Raw genomic sequence first — 24,673 nt, forward strand, 5'->3', positions numbered from 1 at the left:
CGGCTCACAACCACCGGACCCGGCCGGTGAACCGCGAGACGAAGGCACGGTTGGCCTCGTCGCCGCCGGACGCGTTGCCACTGCGCCAAATCGGTGGCGAGACGCCGCTTTCGGTGAGTTTTTCCAGCGTACGCAACACAAGCACGTTGAGAGCGTACGCATTGGCAAACGTCGACACTGCTGCGACCGGCTCGCTTACTCCCGGCACCTCGACGACCGCGTCGCCGATCGGCACTTTCGTGTCGATGGCGACCTCGACCAGGTCGTGCAGATTCGCCTTGGTGGGATGGCGGGCCGGATGGTCGGCCGCGGTGTTTTCCGCGTGTGCGCGAGAACTCACGCCGATTGTCCGCACGCCGCGCTCACGTGCCGTCAGCGCCGCGTCGATGAGCGCGGCGTTGATGCCGTAAGCGTTGACCAGGATCAGCAGGTCTGTCGCGCCGAGGCCGGAGTTTTCGATGACCACGCGGCCATATCCGGGCGTACGCTCGATGGCCATCGACCGCAGGGCGCCGTTGGACAACAGTGTGCCTTCGTCGAGGATCGCCGACACGTGCATCAGGCCGCCGGCGCGGAAGAAGATCTCCTGTGCGGCCAGGTTGGAGTGGCCGCCGGGTCCGAAGACGTGCACCAGCCGGTCGGCGCTGATCTGCCCCGCCAGCAGGCCGGCGGCTCGGTCGATCGCCGCCGCCTCCTCGTCGAGGATCCGGGTGAGCAGGCCGGTGATCGTGTCGAGATAGCCGCGGCCGAGCGACCTCACGAGTTTTCCTTCCGCAGCTTGGCGGACAGCAGCAGGGCGCGGGCGACGTGGAACGGGTCCTTGACCGGCAGGCCGACCACCTGGTCGAGCGGAGCGCCGCGGCGGTCGCGGATCTGGATCCACTCACGGCCTTGCGGCGCTGGAAAAGTCGCGTAGGTGTAGTCGCGGATCCGGTCGTGCCAGTCCATCAGCTCGCCCGACTCGAAGCGACTGGCCAGCAGCGCGGTCGCATACAGAGACTCCGCGTGTGGCCACCAAAGTTTCGTCGACCAGGTGCGGTCGACCAGCTCCTCGTACGCGACACCGATCCGGTCGCCGACCGGTGGTCCGCCGTCGCGGTCGACGAACCGGAACAGGCCGCCGTCCTGCTCGTCCCACCCCAGGCGCAACGACTCGACCGCGCGGCGCACCATCCAGTCGCCGAGTTTCGGCCTGATTTCCGGTAAAGCGTCGGCCGTGTCGACCAGAAACCAGAGCATCTCCAGCACGTGTCCGGGCGTGCGGTGCCTGGCCATCAGCGTGCCCGCCGGCCGCCGGTCGGCATACGCGAAATCCGCCGGCACCGCGTCGGCCGCACCTCGGATCAGCTCGTCGGCATGGGAAAGTGCGACCTCCTTCGCGGCGCTGTCCTGTGTGGCGCGAAAAAGCGCGGTGGCCGCGCTCAACATCATCATGCCGACGGCGAGACTGGTCATGCCGTCTGGGACCGGATACGGCTCGGTGCGGATCGCGCCGTCGCGTACGCGCCGGCCGGCCGACTCGAGCAGCTGTGCCGCCACGGCTGTCCACTGTGGACAACGCGGATCGCCGGTGTTGCCGACCGCGGCGCCGGCGAGGCCGAGCACGACGAACAGGTCCGCGTAGAGGCTGGAGTGCAGCGAGCCGTCCGGCTGCTTGACCGGCCGGCCGTCGGCGGTCAGCTGATAGATCGTGCTGTCGTCGGGCAGGATGGCGTTGGCAACCAGGAAGTCGGCCGTACGTGCCGCTCGCTCGGCCGCCTTATCGGCACCGTACAACGGAAAGTCGGAGGTCGCGATGGCGCCGGTCAGCCAGGCCCAGCGGCCCTGGCTCCAGGTGTACTTGTCGGTGGAGACCAGCTCGCCGTCGTTGCTGAAGCAGGTGAAGACGCCGCCGCGGTCGTCGTCGGAGCCGTTGTCGAACCACCACGGCAGCACCTGCGCGTTGAGGTGGCGCAGATCTTCGGCTGCCGCGGCGGAGATCCGTTCGTGCGGTGTCATGCGGTGACGGTTTCCTTTTCGGTCGGTGGAGTGTCGGTGTCCAGGCTGGCCAACAGAGCGTCCGCTTTCGTGTCATGCCACGGTTTGACCAGACCGACGCCGAGGAAGACCAACAGGGAGACCACGATCGGCGCCGCGACGGTGACCGCCTGGCTGGCGTCGCCGAGAGTCTTGATCCAGCTGGCCAGCACGTATTTGGTCAGTGCGAAGGTGACCAGCCCGGCGGCCCAGGACAGGATCGCCGCTGCCGGTCCGCAGCGGCGGAACGGCCGAAGCATTCCCAGCAGCATCGGCACCGCGATCGGTCCGACCAGCGCGCCGAACCACAGGATGAGCAGGCCGATCACGCCGCCGAAGGAGTCGGCGGTGAGTGCGATGACCATGGACAGGCCGATGAAAAGTACGGTCGCGACGCGGCCGGCGGTCAGCTCCAGCCGGCTTTCCTTGAGATCGCGCCGCCGGGTGAGCGCCGGAATGATGTCGCGTACGACCACCGCCGAAATCGCGTTTGCGTCCGACGAGGTCATCGCCATGGTGTGTGAGAACATTCCGGCCAGCACCAGGCCGATCAGGCCGGCCGGCAGGAGTTTGGTCGCCAGCAACGCATACGACTGCGTCGGATCGGCCAGGTGCGGCAGGATGATCGGGGCGGCCCACATCGGGAAGAACAGGACCAGCGGCCACACCAGGTAGAGCGCGGCGGAGAACAGGCTGGCGCGGCGCGCCGCCGAGCCGGTCGGGGAGGCGATGAACCGCTGTGCCAGGTTCCAGGTGCCGCCGCTGTAGGAAACGGTCGAGATCAGGCAGTACGCGAGGAAAAACCACGCCGAATACTGGCCGTTGAACAGGTTCGAGTGCTCCGGCGGCAGTTTCTGCCAGATCGTCCACAGGCCCGACACGCCACCGAGCGTCGCCAGCACGATGACGAACATGACGACGCCGGCGACCAGCTGGATGAGAAACTGGCCGAAATCGGTGAGCGCGTCGGCCCAAAGCCCGCCGACCGTCGCGTAGATCAGCGTGACGCCGCCGGTCAGCAGGATCCCCCACACCAACGGCACGCCGGCGAAAACGTTCAGCAGCACCGCGCTGGCCGTCCACTTCGCGCCAACGTCGAAAACCTTGAGCACCGCACCGCTCCAGGCCATCACCTGCTGCGTCGGCACGTTGAAGCGTACGGCCAGATATTCCAGCGGCGACACGATGTGCAGCCGGTCGCGCAGCCGCGACCAGCGTGGCGCGAAGACGAAGGCGCAGACCGTGCAGGCGATCGCGATCGTCACGGCCCACCAGACATACAACGCGAAGCCGTTGGTGTAGGCAATTGCCGCGTACGCCACGAAAACCGCCGCGCTGTAGCCGGACATGTGGTGCGAGATGCCGGCCAGCCAGGCCGGCATCCGGCCACCGGCGGTGAAGAAGTCGGCCGGCGTACGGACCCGGCGCCGAGCCCAGACACCGACGAACACCATCGCGACGAAGTAGGCGGCGAGGACGGTCCAGTCCAGGACGTGCATGTCGGCCTCCTCGGCAGCCGCTGTCCTAAAGCCTCGTTTTTGCATCGGATGCGGATAGCGTGTCGCCCGATCCGACGCCTGTCAAGGCCAAGAGAGCAAGTAGATCTTGACGACACGGTCGCGATGCGTCACATTCATCGGTGTCCAAAGCGGCAGTTTTGGACACCAGTGGCAGGAGAAGATCGTGGCGGAACGGGATCTGCAGGTGGTTGGCGAGCGTACGCCGGAGATGGCGATCGGCCTGTTCGGGCCGCGGACGGCTGTGCGCGCGATGATGGCCGCCGGCAAGGCGATGCTGGCGCGCGATCCGCGCCGCTCGGTGCGTTTCCTGCCGGCCGCGCACGACGACGTGGCCGAAGCCGCAGACGGCTATGCCCGGCTCGCCGACCGGATCGACGCGGCGGTTTTCTCCGGTCCGTGGCATTACGACCTGGCGCGGGAATCCGGCTATTTGTCGGTGCCGGCGTCGTACGTGCGGCTCAGCGGCGCCGCGCTCTATTCGACATTGCTGCGTGGTCGCATCAACGACCAGCTGGACCTGACCAGGATCAGCATCGACTCGCTCAGCCGCGAGTCGGTGGAGGAGGCGTACGCGGAGATCGAGGTCGACTCGTCCGCGGTGCGTTGCTCGCCGTACACGGATCCGGCTTCTGCCCTGGAATTCGCCGATTTCCACCGGCCGCTGCTGGAATCGGGCACGGTGACCACGGCGCTGACCACGATCCTTGGTGTCGAGCAACAACTGCGTGCCGAGGGGTTTTCGGCGATGCGGATCCGCCCGACGCCGGCCACCGTACGCGAGGCGCTGGAGACCGCGGTTTTGCTCGGCTATGGCACGAAACTGGAAGGCCAGCAGATCGCGATGCTGGCGGTGCAGGTGGTCACCGAGGGATCGCTGGCCGGCCACACGAGCTACTGGCAGCAGGAGGCGGTGCTGGGGGTGCATCGGATGCTGCTCGACGAAGCACGCGCGGTCGGTGCGACCGTTGTTCGCAGAAGTGACGGCCAGTTCGGCATTACCACGACATACGACGGTCTGGACGCGCTCACCTCCCATCTGACCCACGCGCCTTTCGTGACAGCGGTGAAACAACAGCTCGGCCTGCCGCTGGCGGTCGGCATCGGAGTCGGCCACACCGCTCGCGACGCCGAGGCCAACGCGTACGCCGGACTCGACTCGGCCCTGGAGCGGCACGGCGACGTGGCGGTCTATCTGGACGGCAGCGACCGGCAGCTGGTGCTGTCGGCTTCCGCGCCGCGCGAGCCGGCGCCGGCCGGCGAGCAGTCGCGTGCCGAGCAGATGTTGGAACGGATCGTCGCCGCGCATCCGGACGACCTGATCGTGGACGTCGCGGACGTGAGCGCCGCGCTTGAGGTGACCGGTCGTACCGGCCGGCGAATGCTCAAACAGTTGGTGGAGGCCGGATTGGCGTGGCCGCTGCCGGCGCAGCCGACACCCGGCGGCGGCCGGCCGCGGCTGCGGTTTCGCTTACTGCCGACCAAGATCTCGCCGGAATCACTGTCCAGCTGAGGAGAAGTCAGAGGTGTTCCAAACGGCGCGGCGGCCGGTGCTGGCCGTCATCTTTTTCCTTGTCCTCGCACTGATCGGTGTGCCGGCGTATGCGGCCGCCGACGTGCCGCTCGCGGACTTCGAGACCGCTGACCTGACCGGCGTGACGGTCGCCGCGTCCAGCGATCACACCGCGGTCAGCGATGCTTTCGCGACCAGCGGCGGCGGCTCGTTGCGTTTTGACATGGCCAGCACGGAATCCAAGGACAGTCGAGTCTTTCCACGTGTATGGCTGGAAAACGGCACCGCGCTCGCGCCGGCCGACTGGCGCGCGCATGCCTATCTGCGGGTCGCCGTTTTCAGCGCCAATCCGGATCCGTTGACGATTTACCTGGTCGTACGCGACAAAGCCGGCAAATATCTGCAACGATCGCTGCCGGCTGGCGCGTACGCGGTGCGGGTTTTCTCGGTGCGTACGGCCGACATCGCCGCGGCCGGCGTCGACCTGGCCAACCTCCTGCAGGTGCAGATCAGCACCGACCGTGGACCGGTCGCCAAGACGTTCTACGTCGATGACGTACGGCTGGCCGACACTCCGGCAGACGAGGCCGCTGTGCAGGCTGCCAGTGCGCCAAAAGTCATCGGTGTGATGGGTCTGCCGGCGCTGGCCGCGCGCGATCACGGCGATTTGGCGACAGTCCGGCGGTTGCTGCGACCCGGGACGGCGCAGCCAGACGGTGCGCTGCGCGCGCAGTACGACGGCCTCGCGTCGCGGATCTCTTATCTGGCAGGGAAGATCCCGTCGCTCGGTGACGACGTCGACACCGCGCGGTCGATCTTTGCCGAGCTGACCAACGATCATTGGCTGATCGCGCGGCTGGCCGGTCGTGCGCAGGCCAGGACGGCCAGGCCGTACGCGCCGGTCGGCCTCGGCTTCGCCGACTCGATGTCGCTGGTCTATCCGCGCGATCTGCCCTGCCACTGTTCGTGGTCCGGCGGACGCGTCGAACTTGCCCGCGGTGAATACGAAAACGTGCAGCTGGTGGCCGTTCCCTACGGTCTGGGCCTGAAAAACGCGGCCGTACGCGCGATCGGCGGCCGCGGTCTGTCGGTCCAGGTGCATCCGGTCGGCTCGGTCAATCTGGCGCCCCCGGTGCAGCCACGGCCCGGCACGCCGACCGACTGGCGGCCGAGTTGGTATGCCGGCTGGACGCCGGATCCGATCCTCACCAGCCGATCCGCGGTCGACGTCGCCGGCGATGATTTCCAGGCGTACTGGCTGCAGGTGTACGTGCCGGCGGCGGCGCGCGCCGGCACTTACCATCTCATTCTCGAGCTGACCGCGACCGGCATCGCGCCGCAACGGACGCGGCTCGACGTCCAGGTCTGGCCGGTGACGATTCCGGACCGGTCGGCGTTGCGGACGGCGATTGGCAGCGATCCCAAGGCATACGCGGAGCCGTACGGTGTCACCGACCCGGCGCAGGTCGCCGAGCTCAACAAGACCGAGCAACGGTTTCTCGCGCAGTTCAAGCTGCAGCCGGACAACATCTATCGCAGCATCTACGAGCCGGACCCGCCGAGCGTCGAGTCGCTCCGGCAGATCGGCGGCCTGCGGCAGTTCAACATCTGGTATTTCGACCCGCGGTTGTTCGACCTGACCAAGCCAGCGACCTGGGACGCGCAGGCCGACCGGCTTTTCGACCGTATCCAGCCGTTTGTCGACCAATATCGCGCCGCCGGCCTGATCGGCAAGGCCTATCTCTATTGCTGTGACGAGAGCACCGCGCAGTATTTTCCACTGATCAAACAGGTGTTGACCCGGTTCAAGCTGCGGTTTGCCGACGTGAAGGTGCTCTCGACCGCGATCGACGACCAGATGGGGACGCAGAACGGCCTCGCGAACCTCGTCGACTGGTGGGTCCGCGACGTGCCGTGGTATTCGGCATCCGTCGTGCAGCAACGACATCAGGAGGGCCTGGAGGCCTGGTGGTATCTGCACGCCGGTGTCGCCAACCCCTGTCCCAACGTCTTCGTCGGCTATGACCCCGGACAGCTGCGGACGCTGCTTGGTCCGATGTCTTACCAGTCCAATGTGGACGGCTTCCTCTACTACCGGGTGGACCGCTGGTATGGCCACCAGGTGCTCGCCGACGGACCGCTGTCCAGCTGGGATCCGCGCACCTGGGGGGATGTCGCCGGTGACGGATCGCTGCTCTATCCGGGACCGGACGGCCCGATGCCGTCGATCCGGCTGCAGAATCTGCGCGACGGCCTGGAAGACTACAACTTGCTGGTGACTCTCAAGGACGCGTTGGCGCACGGTCACGTCGATCCGGTCACACGAGCGCGCGCCGAGCGGCTGTTGTCCGCGTACGACGTGGTGACCGACCAGCGTCAGTACGTCCGCGATCCGGTCGCGTACCGGCATTGGCGCTCCGCCGTCGGTGAACTCGCGGCGCGGCTTGGATAAGCTCCGACTTAAGTCTGACTCTGCGCTCGCCGCCGGACCGATGTGCCCGTCGGCGGTGGCTGGAAGAATGGCCGGATGCGGGCCAGCGACTACGCCGGAATGACCAGCCTCGCGGCGGAGCTTTTCGCCGACGCGGAGTGGCGCAGTCCGTGGCGGTCGGTGGTCGCGCACGTCGGTGCGGCGTTTCCCGGTGCGCTGGTGTTGATGACCGATGCGGATCTGCCGGCCGGAAAAGGCCGGCTGCTGACGCATTGGCCGACGGAGGTTGCCGGCGAGTGGCTACGCGGCCTGCACAGCCGCCAGATCGAGCTGCGGCATCCGCTGGCGCGGCATTTCGCGACGGCCACCGAGAAAGCCCCGGTCAGCGCCGGCCTGCTGCTCGGATCGCGATGGCGGCGTACGGAGAGTTTCGCGCTCGCGCGTGACGCGTTTGGCGCCATCGACTCGTACGGCCTCGCGGTCAGATCGGTCGCTGGCGTGGTGCGTGGACTGGTGATCGACATTCCCGCCATCCACGAGCGGCGAGCTTTGCCTTATCTGACAGCGATCCAGCCGCTGCTGTGCGGCATCGACGAGCACGACCGGCTGATCCGCGGTTGGCGAGGCGATGGCAAGGCGGTTGCCGACGACCACACGTTGACGACCCGGGAAATAGCGGTCCTGCTGTTGCTGGCCGACACTCTGCCGGCCGCGACGATCGCGCGGCGGTTGCGCATTTCCGTACGTACGGTGCACAAACATGTCGAGCGGATCTATCGCAAGCTCGGCGTACGCGACCGCCTCGGCGCCGTGCTCCGCGCCCAGTCGATGGGAATACTGCGGCAAAACGCTCGTTCCCCGTCTCGGCAATGCCAAGACCAGGAACGAGCGTGCCGCACTGACTCTAGGCGATCTTGATGTCGGCGCGTGCGCCTCCGTCGCTGCTCAGCTTCCAGGCTCCCGGATAGTCGAAACCGGGGTTGCGGATGTCCAGGCCGATGCTCTCGATGTTGTCGAAGCCGACGTCGACCGGAAAGTCGGTGACGGCTTTCTTCTCACAGAGTGCGAAAGTCAGCGTCACGCTGCTCTTTCCACGCACCAGCTCGGAAATGTCGATTGGCCCCTGCCAGTCGTGGCCGTTCATCCAGAGATACTGCCACGGGTCGAGCGTGTCGCGGACGAACACGTCCTGGCCGTCCACCTTGAACATCTTGATCTGGGTGTCCCGGCGCGACGGCGGACCGTCCCACTGGTCGATGTGCCAAAACGAGATCTCATAGCGCGGCGACCGTGGGTCGACCCGCACCACCTGGCTCGCCGAGGCACAGCTGCCGGCGGTCGTGGCGGTGTGTGGCGCGACCGAGAGCGACAGCCGTCCGTGGCCATACATCGCGTCGTTTCCGGCCTTGCTGGGCCGGATCGGCGCCGGCGCATAGCGCAGGTTGCCGTAACTCGCGGCGATCGCGGCGCGGATCCGAGCCGGCCGGTCCGGCGCGTACACGTCGATCAGCGGGTGCAGCTGCTCATTGTCGGCTGACAGAGTCCATGCCGACGTGTTCTCGAAACCGGCATTGCGTACGGAAAAACCGGTGGCGCGTACGTCGTCGATGCTCACGTTGAGCGGAAAACTGCCGACACCGTTGCGTTCGTACAGCCGGAAGGCCAGTGTTGCCTTGGTTTTCCCGCGGAGCGCGGCGGCCAGGTCGACCGAGCGGTGCTGCCAGCTGAAGCCGCCGTCGTCCTCGACGTCGGACTGCCAGGCCACTTCGCCGTCCACCAGCACCTGCTTGAAGTGATAGCCGACGCCTTCCGGCACGTTCGCATAGCGGTCCAGGTCAAAGAAATCCAGCCGGTACGATGGCGCGTTCGGGTCGACGTTGACGACCTGGGTCGCCTGGGCGTAGTTGCCGCCCTGTGTGCCGGAGCCGGGCGACAGCGTGAACGCGAGCCGGCCGGCGCCGGTCCTCGCGTGGTCGTCCGAGCTCATCGCCGGCTTGTCGTCGACCGGCATGCCGTAGGCGACCTGACCCTGGATCCGTCCGTCGGCCGCGTACGGCGCGGCCGCTCGCATCGCGGCGTACACATAGGACTCGGTCGGCGACACCGCCGCGTCGAGGAATCGTCCGGTGTAGATCAGGAAAATCAGGCCGAGACCCCGCGGCACGGTGTGCGTGCGAATCGTGTCGATGACCCGCCCGACCTCGGTGGCGTCCTGCGTGCTGGCACCGCCGAGATACGGATGGATGATGCCGTCGATGTACGGGCCGTAGCGGTCGTAGAAACTGGTGCCGGTCGCCTCGTTGTAGTAGGCGGTCGTGTAGAAACCGAGGTCGGGGTTGATCGCGTCCGCGGCATCGACGATCTGCTGCATGTAGTCAGGGGTGAACAGCTTTGCGTTGTCACCGACCACGAAGTCGTCGATGGCCCACGCCACCACGTTGGGCCGCTGCCGCGACAGCGTCGCGATTTCGGTGGCCCACTTGACGAAGTCGAGCAGGTACGGCCGCGAACACTTGCCCCGCGAGGCCAGCGGGGTGCCGTTGGCGCACTCGGACGGCGGCACCAGATAGACCATGATCCGGATGCCGGCACGCTGCGCCGCCGGCGCGAACTCCTTGACCAGGTCGTCCCAGTCGGTCGGCGAGTCCCAGATGCCGAAGGTGTACGTGTTGGCGTGCACCGACCGCAGCCGCTGGATCAGCCGTGGCGTGTCGACGTGCCGATAGCCGTCCTTTCGCGGCCTCGCCTCCCGCAGCGACGCGCCGACGGTGTTTCCGCCGGTCATCGCCGTCTTGATGCCTCCTGGCGGCACCACGTGCGCGGCGACCTCCGCGGCCGAATGGGCGCGGTGGCGCGGAAAGTCCGCCTGTGCCGGCGCTGGTCCGGTGAGCACGGTCAGCGCGGTGGTCGCCATCACGGCGGCCCCCGAGGCCGCCGCGACGATACGTGAGCCGAGCCGAAGCTGGCGCATTCTCAACCTCCGAGATATCGAAGATAAATCCCGTAGATCGAAAATAGTGACAGGTGTCAGTGTCGTCGGACAAGCGCACGACCCGATCAGGTCAGATTTCTTCGGCAAACGGGCCCTAGCGCTCTATCCGCCGCAAAGTGGCCGTACGCGTCAGAACGGCGCCGTGTCCTGGCCACAGCGCGCGCCAGGATCAGGCAACTGCCGCGTCAGCAGATATTTTTCCCTGGCCTTGGCAGCGCAGACGCTCGCCTGCGAACAGTGGCCGAAACCGTCGATGGTCAGCAGCCGCGCGTTGCCGAGCTCTGCGGTCAGATGTGTGGCCATCGAGTACGGTGTCGCCGGATCGTACGTCTGGCCGATCACCAGCAGCGGAGCCGACGTCCGCCGGTCCCATGGGCCGGCGTAGCGGGCGTCTGCCACCGCCGGCCAGGTCGCGCAGGCCAACTCACTGAACACCTCCGAGCGACCGAAGTCGCGGTTCGCCGTCTCGAAGGTGGCGGCCAGCGCCGGATATTTCGCCGGATCGCGCGGCATCGGCGCGTCGAGGCAGTTGACACCAAAGAAGCTGTCGGTGCTGTTGTGCGAGTACGGTCCGTCCGCGCTTGGTCCGGACCGGCGTTCGGTGAGCATCGGAGAGGTCGTAGACGCGTCGCAGCTCGGCGGTCAGTGGCTTGAGCCGGTCGAGGCTGTAAAGCGCGCTGATGACGCCATTGGTGAAGCTGGAGATCGTCACGACGCTCGTGCCGCCGGTCGGCAGCGGTCCACCGCGCAGGCGCTCGCGCAGCCGGTCGAATTTTTGCCGCGCTGTCAGCGATCCGCCGAAGAGCGGGCACGCGGTGCCGGCCGCCTGGCAGGCGCTCAGCATGCCGTTGAGCGCGGTCTCGAAGCCATTGGCGCGGTCCAGTTTGTTGGCAATGCGGTCGTTGGTACGCCGGTCGGCGTCGACCGGGCCGTCGAGCGCCAGCGCGCGCACCTTGTCGGGAAACAGGTTGGTGTAGGTGGCGCCGATCAGCGTGCCGTACGAGAAACCGACATACGACAGCTTCCGGTCACCGACCGCCTGGCGCATCAGATCGAGGTCTGTGGCCACGTTGAGCGTAGTCATGTGGCCGACGACCGGGCCGGCGTTTTTCCCGCAGGAACTGGTGTATTTCCTGGTGGCGGCCAATGTGTCGGCGATGTCGCCGGAGCTGAGCGGCACGGTCGGGAGCGCGCCGCCGGCCGGCCGGACCCACCGGGGCCGCCGGGGTTGACGAACAGGCTGCCGATCTTGTGCGCCTGGTCGCCGGCTTTGTGTCGCTCCAACGCGAGTTTGACTGTCTGGCCGCGTGGATCGCGATAGTCCAGCGGTACGGCCAGGCTGCCGCAGTCGATCAGCGGAGCGTCCGCGCATGGCTTCCAGTCGATCGTCGGCGCCGCGCTCGCCGCGCCCGGCACGGCCACACCCGCGATGACCAGCGCCGCCATCGCCAGTCCCAACGTACGCACGGCCGCTCCTTCGCGCCAAGGAAAGAACAGCAGCGTACGGTTTGCTTTATTGACACGACATCGTCGGCGACCAGTCGACGTCGATCGGCGAGAGCTTGGCAAACTCCTTGGCGGTGAGCTGGCGCGCGCCGTCGAAGACCTTTTCGGTCTGTTCCTTGATCCGGTTGTCGACCACCACACTCAGCTCGTACGCGAGCCGTCCGGTCTGCCGTACGGTCGTCTCGTCGACGGTCGGCCGGGGGATCGAGGTGACCACGATGCCGGCCGGCTTGCCTGCCGGAGTTTCCGAGACACCGACGAAATATTCCTCGCGCAGGTTGGCGACGTCGTCCACGACGAAGTCACGCAGCTTGCCGAGCAGCTCGTGCCACTGCGCCACCTCACCTTTGAGCGGTGTGTCGGCCACGTCCCTGGCCGACAACGCGCTTTTCCTGTCACGGAAGCAACGCGCGTACGTCGACAGCGCCGCGACCCACAGCGACTCCGCGACCACCGGGTCCTGGCGGTCGGCGAGCAGGCGCTCGCAACAGCCGAGCACGAACCGCAGGTCGTCGTAGATGGCCGCGAGGTCGGCGAGCACCGCGGCCTCCTCGCTGCGCAGCTGCCGTGCCGTCAACGGCGACTCGGACATCGGCACTCCTCTCGCGAGCTGTGTCTCCAGCTGACCGCAGATCGGAGCCGGCCGATGTCCTAATTTGAGACATGCAACCTCGCGCGCGAACACGCACTCAAGCTAGGGACAGGGGTCATCGAGGAAGGGGAGGCGCCGGATGGAGCGCGAGGACAATGCCGGCGCGACGTTGGAGGACCTGTTCAAGGCGTCGTACTCGCGGCTGGTGGCCGGTGTCTACGCGTTCACCGGCGATCTCGGCGAGGCGCAGGACGCCGTCCAGGAGGCGTTCGCGCGCGCCACGGCCCAGCCCGCGCGGACACTAGGCGCCGACAGTCCAGAGGCGTACGTCTACACGATCGCCCGCAACGTGGCGCGCGGGCGGTGGCGCCGCGAGCAGCGGCTGGCGGAGCGGCTCCAGCTGGAGCAGGCCAGGCTGGACGGCCCGCTGCCGCCGTCGCCGGACCGTGTCGCGCTCGTCCGCGCGTTGAACAAGCTGCCGGCGGCGCAGCGCGAGGCGCTCGTACGGTTTCACTTCGCCGACCAGTCGCTGGAGGAGATCGCGGCGGCGGTCGGAGCGCCGGTCGGCACGATCAAGGCACGGTTGTCGCGCGGGCGCGCAGCACTGCACGCAATGATCGACGAGACGGTCGACGACCTGCGGCCGGATGTGGCGGCGACGGTCGACCAGGTGCGCGGTGACGTGGTCGCGGCGGCCGGCTCACCGGACCTGCCGGCGGCCTTCCGGCGCGGCCGGCAGCGGCAGCTGCGCCGGCGTGCCGGCCTGGCCGGTGGACTCGGGGCGATCGGGGCGATCGCGGCGAGCATCGTGATCCTGCTCGGTTTCGTGCCGGCCCGGCAGCTGCCGGCCGAGCGGCTCGATGGCGTGGTCGTCTCGGCCGCCGGCGCGCTGAAGATGCCGACCGTGATGCCGGTCGACGGGCGTACGTTTTTCGGCCTCGTACAACTAAAATCGAAGCGATGGGCGCTGGCCAACACGGTCGACGGCGGCCAGCACTGGACCACGCTGCAGCTGCCGGACGCGGTGAACCGGTGGGCCGGCGGTGCGTACGAGCCGGTCCTGCTGGCGCCACGGACCGTACTGCTGGGTCCCTATCTCACCAAAGACGGCGGCCGGCACTGGACGATGGGGAAGCTGAAGGCTGGGTCGCCGTCCTGGCCGGTCAACAGGGTGCCGCCACCGGCGCTGGGGCTCGGTGAGCCGCTGACCGCCGCGCCGGCCGGCTGGCCGGTGACGGTGGCCTGCGTCGACGGCTCCTGCGATCCGATGGTCGTGGATCCGGCGACTGGTGTCCACCACGCGCTGACCGGCGTTCCCCCACACAGGACGGATGGCGATCCGCAGAATGTGGTACGCAACGGAAACTCGATCTGGCTCAAGACCGGGGAGGCGGAGGACTACAGTCTCGACGGCGGCAGGAGCTGGTCGACGCGTCCGTTGTCGAGCCGGACCACGAACAGTTTTTGGTTGGCCGTCAACGGATCGTACGTCTACATCGTGGTCCAGCCGTTCGACGGCCGGACCACCTCGGTGATGAGTTCGCTGGACGGCGGCCGGACCTGGCATACGGCGACCAGCGAGACAGCCACCAGGCAAAGCGGCGCGTGTGCGCTCGCCGACGGAACGTTGCTGATGGTCGGCACCGGCTCGGATGGGAAGGTGCTGGCCAGCCACGATCACGGCAGCACCTTCAGGGGCGCAAGTCAGCGTCTCAGCCCAGGTTTGCTGCGGCGTGCGCTCGACGGCACGTGCGTTGTCGAGGGCGGCGACGCGACCGGAGTCACCTGGTGGGTCGCCGACTCCGCGACGTCCTACCGTCAGATCCGGCTGCCGGCGCCGGGCGGGAACACTTTCAAGTGAGCGCCGCGCGTACGGCGTCGCGGAGTGCCGGCAGCTTCGCGTAGAGCTTGTCGCCGGGACAGAGCGTGTTGTAGTAGTCGCGATGTCCCTTGATCTCGTCCGGTGAGATGCCGTACTGGTGGCAGACGTACGCGCACATCGTGATCAGCGCGTTCCACTGTGCCGCCGGCGGTTCGACGGTCATGTAGGTGCCTTCGTTCTCGATGCCGATGGCGTTGTCGTTCTGGCCGGGACAGTGCGCGCCGCGGATCATCGTCCGGCCGCCGCGCAGCGCGTCGAGGCTGCCGTGCCGGCCTTCCAGGTCATAGCCGCCGCGGCTGATCGTGAAGTGCTGGCCGGTGTCCGACCAGCCGTTGTTGTCGATGTGGTCGGCCTGCTCGTCGCGCGCGAGCTGGAACGCGTGCGCCAGCGAATAGTCGGTGCTGTTCGGGCTCGCGACGTGGTGGACCAGGATCCGGTTGGCCGGATGGTTGAGCGTCACGAGCGGATCCGCCGGCGGCCGCGCACCCCACTCCGCGCAGCTGTAGATCCGCGGTGTCGTGGCGGCCTGAGCGCCCGCCGGCAGGGCGAGACCGGCGATGGCGGCGCCGGCACCAAGTAGGAAACTACGACGACTGGTATTCATAGGACGAAGTGTGCGATCGAGACATACAACAGACCTACAACGCGGATAGTTTCCACGCGCGCTCGGTGACGAGCGCGAGCGGGTGGCCGGGCGGCACGCCGTCGATGATGTCCTGGAGCGCTTCGGCGAGCGGTCGTACGTTGTGCGGCTCGTCGAGCCGTTCGGCGAGGTCCAGCGCGCGCGTCGCGCGGCTGACGATGCCGTCGGCGTCACCGTCGACCTGCATGAAGTCGCCGAGCGCCTGCAGCTCGCGGCCGTACAACGTCCGGTAGTCGTCGCGATCGGCGCCGAGCGCGGACAGCAGGGTGAGGTAGAGCTCGAAAAGCGGGTCCGGCACGCCGATCGCGGCCACCACCTCCAGCACGACCCGCAGCTGTGACTCGCGCGGATCGAGGCTGAGCGCGGTGCGTACGTCCGCCGCCGACTGTGCGAGGTCGCCGAGCATCGCGCGTACCAGGCCGAGCAACAGCAGCAGCTCCGGATCGGTCGGATCCAACCGGAGCGCGTCGAGCGCCGCCACCTGTGCCTCCGGCCAGCGCTCCTGGCGGGCCAGAAACTGTGCGCGGGCGCGGAAACCGGAGATCGAGCCAGGTGCGATGCGGACGACCCGGTCGGCGAGATCGAGCGCTTCGGCGAGGCCGTCCGGTGACTCGGCCAGCACGAGGCCGAGCATGATCAGCGTGGCCGGCTCGTCCGGGTCGAGAGTGATCGCGTGGCGCAGCAACGGCTCGGCCTCGTCGTCGCGACCCTGGTCGTGCCAGGCCGCCGCGAGCATCGTCAGGCCGTAAATGTCCTGCGGATAAGCCGAAAGCAGCCGCCGCGCCGCGTACTCGACCCTGTCGGCGTCGCCGGAATGCCGCTGGATCAGCAACGCCAGTCCGTCGCGATCCGTTGGATCGGCGGCGAGAATCCGGCCGATCACCGCGTCGGCCTGGTCTGGCCTGCCGAGCTCAAGCAGCGCCGTTGCCTGCTCGACCAGGCCGTTCTGGGGGTCGCTCACCTCCGAATCCTGTCATGTCCGGTCAGCGCAAAATTGGCCGGTGTGAATCCGGCAATGCCGGCACACGACCAGCCAATTTTGCGACATCGGCGAAACGGGTGCCGCTCGGCTCAGCGACCGGCGGCGAATGCCGGTGGTGCGCCGATCGGGCTCAGGTGGATGCCGGCGAGCAGCCACCGGCCGTCACGTCGTACGACCACGTGCGTCGACCGGAAACTGCCATCCACGCGATTGCCGCGAAAGGCCGTTTTCTGCGTGTGCCGGCCGACGATGACGGCCGTGTCGCCATAGTCGCGGATCGCCAGCTCGTCCCACACCAGCTCCTCGGTGACCAGGTCACCGGTCCGATAGCGCATCATCCACTGGTCGTGGTCGAGCACGAACCCGAGCGGTCCGACCAGTGTGAAGTCGTCGGTCACCAGTTCGCCGAGCGCACTCGTGTCGCCGCGCACCTCGGCGGCGGCCCACGTCTCGCCGAGTGCGTGCAGCTGCGCGTCCGTCGTCAACTGAGTCGTCACGATCGTCCTCCTCATCTTTGGCTCCCTGCCGAGGACGATCGTGCGGCGACCCGGTCGTACGAACATCGGCCAACTGGCTAAGGACCTCCTCCGGCGCGTCAGCGGCCAACGCCGACCGCGTCGTACGACGTCTGGGAAACGGTGTTGCCGTACGAGTCGGTCGCGTCGACCTGCCAGCTGACGCTGGTGGCAGTCGCCGGCGCGTTGAACAACAGCCGATAGCGATCGCCGGCCGGCCAGCCATAGCCGCGCTGCCACGTCTTCCCGCCGTCAAAGCTGAGTTTGACCGACACCGTACGGAAACGCGCGGTGGCCGGATGCGCCGACGGTTCGTAGAACGGTGCGACGCTCATCGCGTTGAGGCCCGGCCTGATCTTGTTGGTCAGGCCGACACCGGCGACCTGGAACCGCAGATGCAGCAACCGCTGCACGGCACACGGGTCCGGCTTTCCGTCCATGAAGGTCTGGAAACAGTACGTGTTGGCGATGTCCGCGGTTTTCGGCCGGCTGGAGGCAAAAGTCCACTCGCCGTGCTGCCGCGCACCGTACTGGTAGAGATGCTGCGACGCGAGCGGCCCGGTGTTGAGATCCCAGTCGGTCACCAGCTTGAGCCGCGCCGGTTGCGCCGGCAGCTGGTAAAGGATCGGATTTCCGGCTGTCGGCAACGGTTTTCCGTCCGCGTAGACGGTCGTCCGCGTGCCCTGCACCGACTGCAGGCCGTTGGTGACCACCGGATCCGTGTGCGCGTACATCGGCACGACCGACAGCACATCGCCGCGCCGACACGCGAAGCACCACCCCATCCGCACGTCGTTGTTGTCGCTCTGTGCCGCCGAAACCTCCGCTGGTCCGATGCTGCGCGGCGCGTCGAGCCAGTGTTCGGCCGGCATCCGGCCGGCTCGCAACGGCGTACGCCGCTCCTCCCAGGTCGGCGTGCGAGCGCTCGGCGAGGCGTCGCGGATCCACAGCATGCCAGGCTCGACCGGTCCGACCAGTTCCTCGCGCGTGCCTGGCCGGTTGAGATATGTCCAGTAGATCGGCACGACCTTGCCGTGCACGCCGAGCGGCGTCATGCCGACGCCGCTGCTCGCGACTCCGGCGACGTCCTGGTCGCCGTGATACGTCGTCGGAATGCTGGCGAGTTTCCGGTCAGAGACACGGAAAGTCGGGTCGGCCGGGATGCCGTCCAGCAGATACGACAGTCGATACGTGTACGGCGTGTCCGGCGTGCCGGTGTAGGTCACGGTCACCGGACCATGGTCGAGGAGTGCGTTAAGCGCGTCCGCGACGTCGGCATCGATGTTGAGCAGCGGCACATACGCACTTCCCCAACCGTACGGGTAAAAGCACATGCGGCCGTCGTTTTGCAGGACGCCGAGCGCGCCGGCGTCGCGTGCGGCGATCAGCTGCTCGTCGGGGATCTCACAGGAGTCGGCCGGCACCTCCATGAGAGCGAGCGCTCCGCGCAGCTGCGGTTTCTCCGCCGGATCGATGGTCGAGCCGACCCGTACGATCGGTACGCGCCGATGTGTGCCGGCGAGTTTCCGGAAGTCACCGGCATAAGTCTGGTAGGTCAGCGCCACCGGCTGGCCGCGTCCGTTTTTGCTGTCGATGTTCATCGTCGCCAGCGGCGCACCTCGTACGGCGTCGTACTTGAAGGACATCTTGCCGACAGAGACAGGTTTCGTCGGCGTCACATAGGCTTCGTCGACGACGCCGATCCCCATGGTCTGGCCCGCGACGTCACCGGTGGCACCGGCTCGCCGATATCCGAAGCCACCGGCGTAGTTCTGGCTCGGCCGTTGGGTGAGGGTGCGCAGCGGCTTGGCATCGGAGTCGTTGAGCTGGATGTCGGCCGGGCCGGTGACGGTCACCTCCGGATTGACCAGGACGTAGGACGCGATGTGTCCGTTGGATCCGCTCAGTGTCTGGTGCATGACGCCGACCATCCAGTGGCCGCGCCAGAGCGGCACCGAAAGCGACGCACTCCGATAGTCCGGTGCGAAGACCGGACGCATGCTCGTGGCATTCGGCAGTTGCTCGAGCGGATCGTCGAGGTTGTAGACGTAGAGGTTGACGCCGGCGAAGACCTGGTCGGCAAAGGTCATCCTGATCGTCACCGGATAGACCGGCGGACTCACGCGAAGCGCGATGGGCGTACGCACCTGCACGCCACCTGCCGCGGTCGCCAGCACGACTCCCGAGTAGATGCCGGGCGTCACTTTGGCGCTGTCCAACGAAATGATGGCGGTCACGGTGCCGTGTGCGGGCACGGTCACGGACGCCGGCATGGTCAATGCCGGCCCGCCGTCGGCGTTGTTGGGCGCCTTCAGACTCGCGGTGAGCGTCAGTGTGACCGGTGTGTCGCCGTCGTTGCGATATCCGGCCGCCTTGTCGATTTTGCCGCTGCCGTTCTCGTCTTTGCGGCCGAAGTCGAGACTTCCGGTCGTGCCGGTGACTTTCTGCGTGGTCGCGCGGACCAGGTCGACCCGGCCGGCGCCCTGCTGGTAGACCGTGTAGCCGTCGTCCCTGCTGGTCGCCATCAACGCGGATTTCAGTTGTTGGTTGGTCCAGTCAGGATGTTCCTGCGCGAGGATCGCCGCGGAACCGGTCACGTGCGGGGTGGCCATCGACGTGCCGGACATCTTCGTGTAGTGGTCGTCGACCGGCTCGCCGATGACCGCCTTGCCGGCCTTCGCGGCCACGATGTTCACGCCTGGCGCGGAAATGTCCGGCTTGCCGACGTGGTCGTCGCGCAGCAGCGGACCGGTGCTGGACCGCGGGTCGAGCTGGTCGGTCTTGGTGACCATGCCGACGGTCAGCGCGGCGTTCGCGTTTCCCGGCGAGCCCACCGTGGAAGCCCCAGCAAGGCCGGAGTTTCCGGCGGCGACAACGAAAAGCGTCGATGTCGTCGCGCTCAGCCGGTCGACCGCCTGCGCGCCGAGGTCTTGCTCGTACGTCGGCGGAGCATCGCCGCCGAGGCTGAGGTTGACCACCTTGGCGCCCTGTGCCGCGGCCCATTCCATGCCGGCGATCACCGCCGACTCTGGTCCCTCGCCGGCGTCCGGCAGCACTTTTCCGACCATCAGCTCGACATCCGGCGCGACACCGCGATATTTGCCGCCCGACGCGGCACCGCTGCCGGTGATGATCGATGCGACGTGCGTACCGTGGCCGAAACCGTCCTCGATGCTCGCGTCCGGTGTGAAGTTGGCGGTGGCACCGATTTTGCCGGCGAAATCCGGATGATGCGTGTCGATGCCGGTGTCCAGCACGGCGACTTTCACGCCTTTTCCGGTGTAGCCGGCGGCCCAGGCCTGCGGCGCGCCGATCATCGGCACGCTCTGGTCGAGGCTCGCCCGCACCTTCCGGTCGAGCCAGATTTTCGTGACGCCCTTGCTGGCCGCCAGCGACTTGGCCTGTCTTCCCTTGCTCGCCAGCTGCGACCAGAAGCCGCCAGCGCTGGCTTTTGTCAGGCGTACGGCCGAAGCGTGCACGCTGGTCAGCGCGTGGGTCACCGACGTGCCGGCGAGGCTGTCCGCGGTCGCGTTCAGTTTCGCGGTCGCCACCGACGGCGCGAACTGCGCGATCAGCGGCAGCTGGCCGGTGGCGTTGTCGCCATAACCGTGATCGGCCAGGTAGGTGACGTCGAACAGCGCCGGATCCAGCTCGCCGGTGGACACCAGCTGCTGAGCGTCATCCGGCACGACAAACTGGTGGCCGCGCGCTTCGGTCGTCCGATAGCTCGGCTGTGAGCCGTCCGCCCGACGTACCATCCGCACCGACATCGTCCGTACGCCGTCGGGGCCGGCCGCGCCGAAGCTGACCTGGTCGCCGGTCACCAACGTGATCGTGGTGCCGGCCGACGCCGTGGTGCCCGGCGGCGGTGCACTCGGCGGCGGACTCGCCGTCGCCGGAGCGGACAACGTCGCGGCCACCGTCGCGGCGATCGCGATAGCGCTAAACACGCGAAGAGAACGGCCAGTCACCCATGGCTCCTTGCGGCGTTTGTGGTGCTCGCGTCATCGGTCATGATGAGACTGAGCGCCGATCGCCGGCCTGTAAACACGTGCCGCTGTCCGGTTTCAGCCGTTGACATGGATCGGCCAGGCAATCAAAATCCGGACTGTGGTGGACAGTGTTGGTGCGCTAAAGGCGCTGCTCGCCGAACAACGCCGTTCGCTGGAACAGGCCGAGCTCCATCTCGCCGAGCTCGATCGCCAGCACCGGCGCGATCCGTCCGATCTGGCGGAGTCCGCGGTCGAGGTCGTCTACGGCATCGACGCGCACGACCGCATGGTGGAGCTGCACCGCAGAGCGACCGACCAGATCCGGTCATTCGAAATGCCGCCGTACGCGAAGAAACTCGAGCACGCCGACACCGCCGGCGCTCGCGACGGCCTGTCCCGCGGTCTGCGCCACCGCATCCTCTATTCACGCGCCGCCGTCGAGGTGCAGGGCGTCGCGATGCTGACCGCGTGCCTGGACGCCGGCGAGGAAGCCAGAGTCACCGGCGACGTGCCGATCCGGCTGTCGATCTATGACGACAGCGCCGCCACATTGCCGGTGACAACCGGCCAGCCGATCACCGACGGCCTGATGGTCGTACGTCCCGGCGGCATGCTCGACGCCTTGGTCGCGCTTTTCGAGATGGTGTGGGCCAGATCCCTGCCATTGGGCCTGGAAAGGAGCACCGATCCGGAGACGACCGACAACGTCGACGATGAAGTTTTCGTCGCATTGCTGGCCGCTGGCACCAGCGACACCGCCATCGCACGGCAGCTCAACATCAGCGTGCGTACCGTCGGTCGAAAGGTCCAGCGACTGCTGGCCGACGTCAACGCCGCGACCCGCTTCCAAGCCGGCGTCGCCATCGGCATGTCCCGCGCGCTACCACTAGCGACGACGGTTTCGCAGGTTCGGTCCTGATTCCGGCCGGTGTCCAGCCTATATAACGATGGTACGGCGATATGTCCGGGTCGGCCGTACTATCGTTACATCGGCGAAAGCCGACGGCTAGCCGAAGTTGCGGCGGTGGAGGGCGACCAACCCGCCGCCGGCAAACAATACGGTCAGAGCAACCAAGACCACAGCCGGCAAGACACTGTACGCACCACCAGCGACGGTGTTCGGCAGGTAGTGGAAAGGCTCGAAGGGCAAGCCAGCCCACTGACCGTACAACGGGCCGACGATCCGGCCGGAGATCGCGACATATGCCCAGACGAGCCAGCCGATGGCGACCGACCACCGCGGCACGAAGCCGTACGCCAGCATGCAAATCGCCCCGACCAGCCACGCCGCCGGCGTCATCCCGAGCGTGCCGCCCAAAATCCGTGGCACGTCCGACCATGAGCCGCTGACCAGCAAAACAAATGACACACCATAAACGAGACCGGCGACGGCCAACAGCGCCAGGGTCCCGAGCCACATGACGACCAGATGCCCGACGGCCCAACGAAACCGCGTCAGAGTCGTCCCCTGCAGGGCCTCCGCTCGGCCACTCGATTCCTCATTGTGCAGACGCTGCATCATGACGACCGGATAGAGCGCGATCACGTACGCGAAAATCAGGACCAGCGACCACAGCGCGCCATCGATGACCGTGGCGCCGGAGGTGCCGGTGAAGTTTTTCAGCAGCAGATCGACAGAACGACTCGGAGCGTTGGCCAGCTGGTACGCGAGCGTGCTCATCCCACCAGCTGCCACGGCGAAAACGCCGACGCCGATGGCCCATTTCGCCAACAGCGCACGATGCAGCCGCCAGGCGAGGGCAAGAGCGCCGTGCAGGCCGGGAGCGGACGCCGGCCCCGGCCGCTGCGGGATGACACCGGCACCGAGATCGCGGCGATCCGCCAGCGCGTACGCCAGAACGGTCAGCGCGGCGGTCACCAAAACCGGCACCAGCAAGACCCACCACCGATTGGCATTGTACGGCGACACCAGGTGGCTCCAGCCGATCGGCGAAATGTATTTCATCCAATACAGACCGCTCGCGTCACCCGCATAACGCAGCACGTACGCGACGCCGAGGACCGCCAGCGCGATCACGCGAGCGGTACGCGCGTTTTGCGCCAGCTGCGCGGCAACAGCCGCAATGGCGGCGAAGACCCAGCCGGCCGCGACGATGGCGGCACCGTACGCGATCGAGCCAGGTGGATCGAAGACCACCAATGACACCAAAATGCCGCCGAGCAGGCTGATCCCACCGGCCATCGACAGAGCAGCGGTCAACGGCGCGCGCCGGCTGACGCGCAATATCTCGATGCGGCCGGCGTCCTCGTCGGCGCGCGTGTGCCGGATGACGGTCATGATCGACGCGAGAGCGATCGACACATAAAGAAATCCGCCGCTGCGCCACGCAGCCATGTAACCGAGATCAGGGATCACATAGTCGCCACCAAGCGCGCGAAAAAACGCGTTGTGGTTGATCATCGTCACATACGCGTGCATCAGCTCCGCAGTCGGCATGTTGCGCTTGATGTAGGCGATCATCGTCAGCGCTCCGACGACCAGCAGCAAAAGCCACCATGGCGCGAAAACCCGCTCGCGGCGCAGCGCAAGCCGGATCAGTCGAAAGGTCATCGCGCCGCTCCGGAATAGTGTCGCAGAAACATTTCCTCCAGCGTCGGGGGACGGCTGACGACACTGCGTACGCCAATCGACCCGAGATGCCGCATTGCCTTGCTCAGCCCGGAAGTGTCGACCTCGAAAGTCGTCACGCCGTCGCAGGTCCGGACGTTGTGCACACCGGCCAATTCCGCCAGACCGTCCGCCGGTCCGAGAAGCTCCGCGCGTACGGACGTACGCGTCAACGCGCGCAGATCGGCGAGCGTGCCGGTGTCGATCGCGCGGCCGTCGCGAATGATCGTGACGCGGTCGCACATCGCCTCGACCTCGTCGAGCAGATGGCTCGACAACAGCACGGTGCGGTCCTGTTCGCGGATGACCTCGCGGAAAGTCATCTCCATCAACGGATCCAGGCCCGAGGTCGGCTCGTCGAGCACCAACAGCTCGGCGTCGGTCGCCAGCGCACCGATGAGCGCCACCTTCTGGCGGTTGCCTTTCGAGTACGCGCGCACGCGCTTGCGCGGATCGAGGTCGAAGCGCGCGATCAGCTCGTCTCGCCGCGCGCGACTGCCGTGCCCGTCCATCAGCAGGTCGATGACCTCACCGCCGGACAGACCCGGCCAGAGCGTGACATCGCCGGGGACGTACGCGATCCGCCGGTGCAGCGCGGTCGCGTCGCGCCACGGATCGCCGCCGAGCAGCCGCGCGGTGCCGCTGTCGGCGCGCAGCATGCCGAGCAGGATGCGGATCGTTGTCGTCTTTCCGGCGCCGTTCGGGCCGAGAAAGCCGTGCACCTCGCCGTGCGCGACGGTGAGGTCGAGGCCGTCGAGTGCGGTCGTACGGCCAAACGTTTTTACCAGGCGCCGCACGGAAATCGCGTCAGTCATGGTCGCCTTCTGGGTGCGGGAGGCGCGACCGGATGGCCGCGGCCTCGGCTTCGCTGAGATAGGGATGGGAGTAGAGATCGAGCAAAACGCGCGCGAGCAGGTGCTCGCCTTCCGCGCTGAACACGTCGACACCGAGCCGGCGCGAGACGTGTTCCTGCAGCAGCGACACGGAAAGTGCCATCGCCGCGGCGACGGTCGCGCGTGCCTCGCGCGGTGAGTCGGCCGGCGTCGTACGCCTGCGGTCGTCCTCCGCCAGCCACTGCGCGCTCAGATCGACCAGCGTGTCGAAGAACGGCGCCGCTCGGCCTTCGACGAGCGCACGCACGACGTACGCGCGATACGGACCGAAAGCCGCGCCGGCCACCGCGACGTAGTTGACCTGGCCCGGCGCCGCGTCGGTCCTGACCTGCTCGTTGATGCGTTCGACTGTCCTGGCCAGATACGTGTCGCAGGCGTCGCGCAGCGACTCCTTCGATCCGAAATGGTGCCTGACCAGGCCATACGACACTCCGGCTGCCTCCGCGATGCCGCGCAGCGTCGCGCGGTCGAAGCCGAGCTCGCCAAACTGCCGCATCGCCGCGTCGCGGATCCGCGCGCGCGCCGTCAGGTCCTCCGGCTCATGCAACGAACTGTCCATGTGGACAGCTT

At 67.4% G+C, this 24,673-nt stretch carries 20 protein-coding genes; 5 read left to right on the forward strand and 15 right to left on the reverse strand.

What is annotated here, in order from left to right:
* Window positions 1-4: 4 nt before the first annotated feature.
* Genes GNX95_RS20905 through GNX95_RS20915 form a run of 3 tightly spaced genes read right to left on the reverse strand, consistent with a single transcriptional unit; the run spans window position 5 to window position 3,515 of the window.
* Window positions 5-760 (reverse strand): sugar isomerase domain-containing protein, encoded by a 756-nt coding sequence (locus GNX95_RS20905; RefSeq protein ID WP_163509084.1) that lies wholly within the window; start codon window positions 758-760, stop codon window positions 5-7.
* Entirely contained in the window at window positions 757-1,998 is a 1,242-nt protein-coding gene (locus GNX95_RS20910) for an AGE family epimerase/isomerase (RefSeq protein ID WP_163509085.1), read from the reverse strand. Before GNX95_RS20910 ends, GNX95_RS20905 begins: the two co-directional genes overlap by 4 nt.
* Window positions 1,995-3,515: a sodium:solute symporter family protein gene (locus tag GNX95_RS20915; protein ID WP_163509086.1), complete on the reverse strand. Its 1,521-nt coding sequence runs from the start codon at window positions 3,513-3,515 to the stop codon at window positions 1,995-1,997. Before GNX95_RS20915 ends, GNX95_RS20910 begins: the two co-directional genes overlap by 4 nt.
* Window positions 3,516-3,699: 184 nt before the next feature.
* Here GNX95_RS20915 and GNX95_RS20920 point away from each other — a divergent pair, with 184 nt between their 5' ends.
* From GNX95_RS20920 to GNX95_RS20930, 3 genes are all read left to right on the forward strand, one after another.
* Window positions 3,700-5,046 (forward strand): helix-turn-helix domain-containing protein, encoded by a 1,347-nt coding sequence (locus tag GNX95_RS20920; protein WP_163509087.1) that lies wholly within the window; start codon window positions 3,700-3,702, stop codon window positions 5,044-5,046.
* 13 nt (window positions 5,047-5,059) lie between these two features.
* Window positions 5,060-7,498 carry a DUF4091 domain-containing protein gene (locus GNX95_RS20925; protein WP_163509088.1) on the forward strand — a complete coding sequence of 813 codons (2,439 nt, stop codon included), beginning with the start codon at window positions 5,060-5,062 and terminating at the stop codon, window positions 7,496-7,498.
* Between the two features lie 75 nt (window positions 7,499-7,573).
* Window positions 7,574-8,395, forward strand: a complete 822-nt coding sequence (locus GNX95_RS20930; RefSeq protein ID WP_163509089.1) for a helix-turn-helix transcriptional regulator — start codon at window positions 7,574-7,576, stop codon at window positions 8,393-8,395.
* Here GNX95_RS20930 and GNX95_RS20935 read toward each other — a convergent pair.
* The 5 genes from GNX95_RS20935 to GNX95_RS20955 all read right to left on the reverse strand — a co-directional run bounded on the left by GNX95_RS20935 (window position 8,382) and on the right by GNX95_RS20955 (window position 12,567).
* The gene (locus GNX95_RS20935) at window positions 8,382-10,448 is read right to left on the reverse strand and encodes a hypothetical protein (protein WP_163509090.1); all 2,067 of its coding nucleotides are present in this window, start codon (window positions 10,446-10,448) and stop codon (window positions 8,382-8,384) included. The two genes, GNX95_RS20930 and GNX95_RS20935, sit on opposite strands and share 14 nt — an antisense overlap.
* Before the next feature lie 150 nt (window positions 10,449-10,598).
* Window positions 10,599-10,904: an alpha/beta hydrolase gene (locus GNX95_RS20940; RefSeq protein ID WP_163509091.1), complete on the reverse strand. Its 306-nt coding sequence runs from the start codon at window positions 10,902-10,904 to the stop codon at window positions 10,599-10,601.
* Window positions 10,894-11,649, reverse strand: a complete 756-nt coding sequence (locus tag GNX95_RS20945) for an alpha/beta fold hydrolase (protein ID WP_163509092.1) — start codon at window positions 11,647-11,649, stop codon at window positions 10,894-10,896. Before GNX95_RS20945 ends, GNX95_RS20940 begins: the two co-directional genes overlap by 11 nt.
* Window positions 11,550-11,936: a hypothetical protein gene (locus tag GNX95_RS20950; protein ID WP_163509093.1), complete on the reverse strand. Its 387-nt coding sequence runs from the start codon at window positions 11,934-11,936 to the stop codon at window positions 11,550-11,552. The genes GNX95_RS20945 and GNX95_RS20950 overlap by 100 nt, the downstream gene beginning before the upstream one ends.
* A 46-nt stretch (window positions 11,937-11,982) precedes the next feature.
* Window positions 11,983-12,567: a hypothetical protein gene (locus GNX95_RS20955; RefSeq protein WP_163509094.1), complete on the reverse strand. Its 585-nt coding sequence runs from the start codon at window positions 12,565-12,567 to the stop codon at window positions 11,983-11,985.
* A gap of 139 nt (window positions 12,568-12,706) precedes the next feature.
* Between GNX95_RS20955 and GNX95_RS20960 the strand changes: the two genes are divergently transcribed.
* On the forward strand, window positions 12,707-14,428 hold the full coding sequence (locus GNX95_RS20960) for a sigma-70 family RNA polymerase sigma factor (RefSeq protein ID WP_163509095.1): 1,722 nt from the start codon (window positions 12,707-12,709) through the stop codon (window positions 14,426-14,428).
* Here the strand turns inward: GNX95_RS20960 and GNX95_RS20965 are convergent.
* The 4 genes from GNX95_RS20965 to GNX95_RS20980 all read right to left on the reverse strand — a co-directional run bounded on the left by GNX95_RS20965 (window position 14,421) and on the right by GNX95_RS20980 (window position 20,560).
* On the reverse strand, window positions 14,421-15,053 hold the full coding sequence (locus GNX95_RS20965; RefSeq protein WP_163509096.1) for a peptidoglycan recognition protein family protein: 633 nt from the start codon (window positions 15,051-15,053) through the stop codon (window positions 14,421-14,423). The genes GNX95_RS20960 and GNX95_RS20965 overlap by 8 nt on opposite strands.
* Before the next feature lie 34 nt (window positions 15,054-15,087).
* Entirely contained in the window at window positions 15,088-16,053 is a 966-nt protein-coding gene (locus GNX95_RS20970) for a tetratricopeptide repeat protein (protein ID WP_163509097.1), read from the reverse strand.
* A gap of 110 nt (window positions 16,054-16,163) precedes the next feature.
* Window positions 16,164-16,571, reverse strand: a complete 408-nt coding sequence (locus GNX95_RS20975; protein WP_222853785.1) for a nuclear transport factor 2 family protein — start codon at window positions 16,569-16,571, stop codon at window positions 16,164-16,166.
* A gap of 98 nt (window positions 16,572-16,669) precedes the next feature.
* A complete protein-coding gene (locus GNX95_RS20980) occupies window positions 16,670-20,560 on the reverse strand; it encodes a S8 family peptidase (protein ID WP_163509099.1) in 3,891 nt (1,296 codons plus the stop codon).
* 139 nt (window positions 20,561-20,699) lie between these two features.
* Here GNX95_RS20980 and GNX95_RS20985 point away from each other — a divergent pair, with 139 nt between their 5' ends.
* Entirely contained in the window at window positions 20,700-21,500 is an 801-nt protein-coding gene (locus GNX95_RS20985) for a helix-turn-helix domain-containing protein (protein WP_163509100.1), read from the forward strand.
* 87 nt (window positions 21,501-21,587) lie between these two features.
* On the opposite strand, the gene GNX95_RS20990 is transcribed toward GNX95_RS20985, so the two are convergent.
* The 3 genes from GNX95_RS20990 to GNX95_RS21000 are packed head-to-tail and all read right to left on the reverse strand — an operon-like array spanning window position 21,588 to window position 24,662.
* Entirely contained in the window at window positions 21,588-23,153 is a 1,566-nt protein-coding gene (locus GNX95_RS20990) for an ABC transporter permease (RefSeq protein WP_163509101.1), read from the reverse strand.
* On the reverse strand, window positions 23,150-24,025 hold the full coding sequence (locus GNX95_RS20995; RefSeq protein WP_163509102.1) for an ABC transporter ATP-binding protein: 876 nt from the start codon (window positions 24,023-24,025) through the stop codon (window positions 23,150-23,152). The genes GNX95_RS20990 and GNX95_RS20995 overlap by 4 nt, the downstream gene beginning before the upstream one ends.
* Complete coding sequence (locus GNX95_RS21000) at window positions 24,018-24,662, reverse strand: TetR/AcrR family transcriptional regulator (protein WP_163509103.1); 645 nt, start codon at window positions 24,660-24,662, stop codon at window positions 24,018-24,020. The genes GNX95_RS20995 and GNX95_RS21000 overlap by 8 nt, the downstream gene beginning before the upstream one ends.
* Window positions 24,663-24,673 lie beyond the last annotated feature (11 nt).

The sequence above is a fragment of the Fodinicola acaciae genome (genome assembly GCF_010993745.1).
Classification (GTDB): domain Bacteria; phylum Actinomycetota; class Actinomycetes; order Mycobacteriales; family HKI-0501; genus Fodinicola; species Fodinicola acaciae.

Excerpts from the sequence above, each read along its gene's own strand:
- GNX95_RS20910 (WP_163509085.1), bottom strand. The coding sequence starts at position 1,998 with ATGACACCGCACGAACGGATCTCCGCCGCGGCAGCCGAAGATCTGCGC.
- GNX95_RS20915 (WP_163509086.1), bottom strand. The coding sequence starts at position 3,515 with ATGCACGTCCTGGACTGGACCGTCCTCGCCGCCTACTTCGTCGCGATG.
- GNX95_RS20930 (WP_163509089.1), top strand. The coding sequence starts at position 7,574 with ATGCGGGCCAGCGACTACGCCGGAATGACCAGCCTCGCGGCGGAGCTT.
- GNX95_RS20935 (WP_163509090.1), bottom strand. The coding sequence starts at position 10,448 with ATGCGCCAGCTTCGGCTCGGCTCACGTATCGTCGCGGCGGCCTCGGGG.
- GNX95_RS20955 (WP_163509094.1), bottom strand. The coding sequence starts at position 12,567 with ATGTCCGAGTCGCCGTTGACGGCACGGCAGCTGCGCAGCGAGGAGGCC.
- GNX95_RS20960 (WP_163509095.1), top strand. The coding sequence starts at position 12,707 with ATGGAGCGCGAGGACAATGCCGGCGCGACGTTGGAGGACCTGTTCAAG.
- GNX95_RS20965 (WP_163509096.1), bottom strand. The coding sequence starts at position 15,053 with ATGAATACCAGTCGTCGTAGTTTCCTACTTGGTGCCGGCGCCGCCATC.
- GNX95_RS20990 (WP_163509101.1), bottom strand. The coding sequence starts at position 23,153 with ATGACCTTTCGACTGATCCGGCTTGCGCTGCGCCGCGAGCGGGTTTTC.
- GNX95_RS20995 (WP_163509102.1), bottom strand. The coding sequence starts at position 24,025 with ATGACTGACGCGATTTCCGTGCGGCGCCTGGTAAAAACGTTTGGCCGT.
- GNX95_RS21000 (WP_163509103.1), bottom strand. The coding sequence starts at position 24,662 with ATGGACAGTTCGTTGCATGAGCCGGAGGACCTGACGGCGCGCGCGCGG.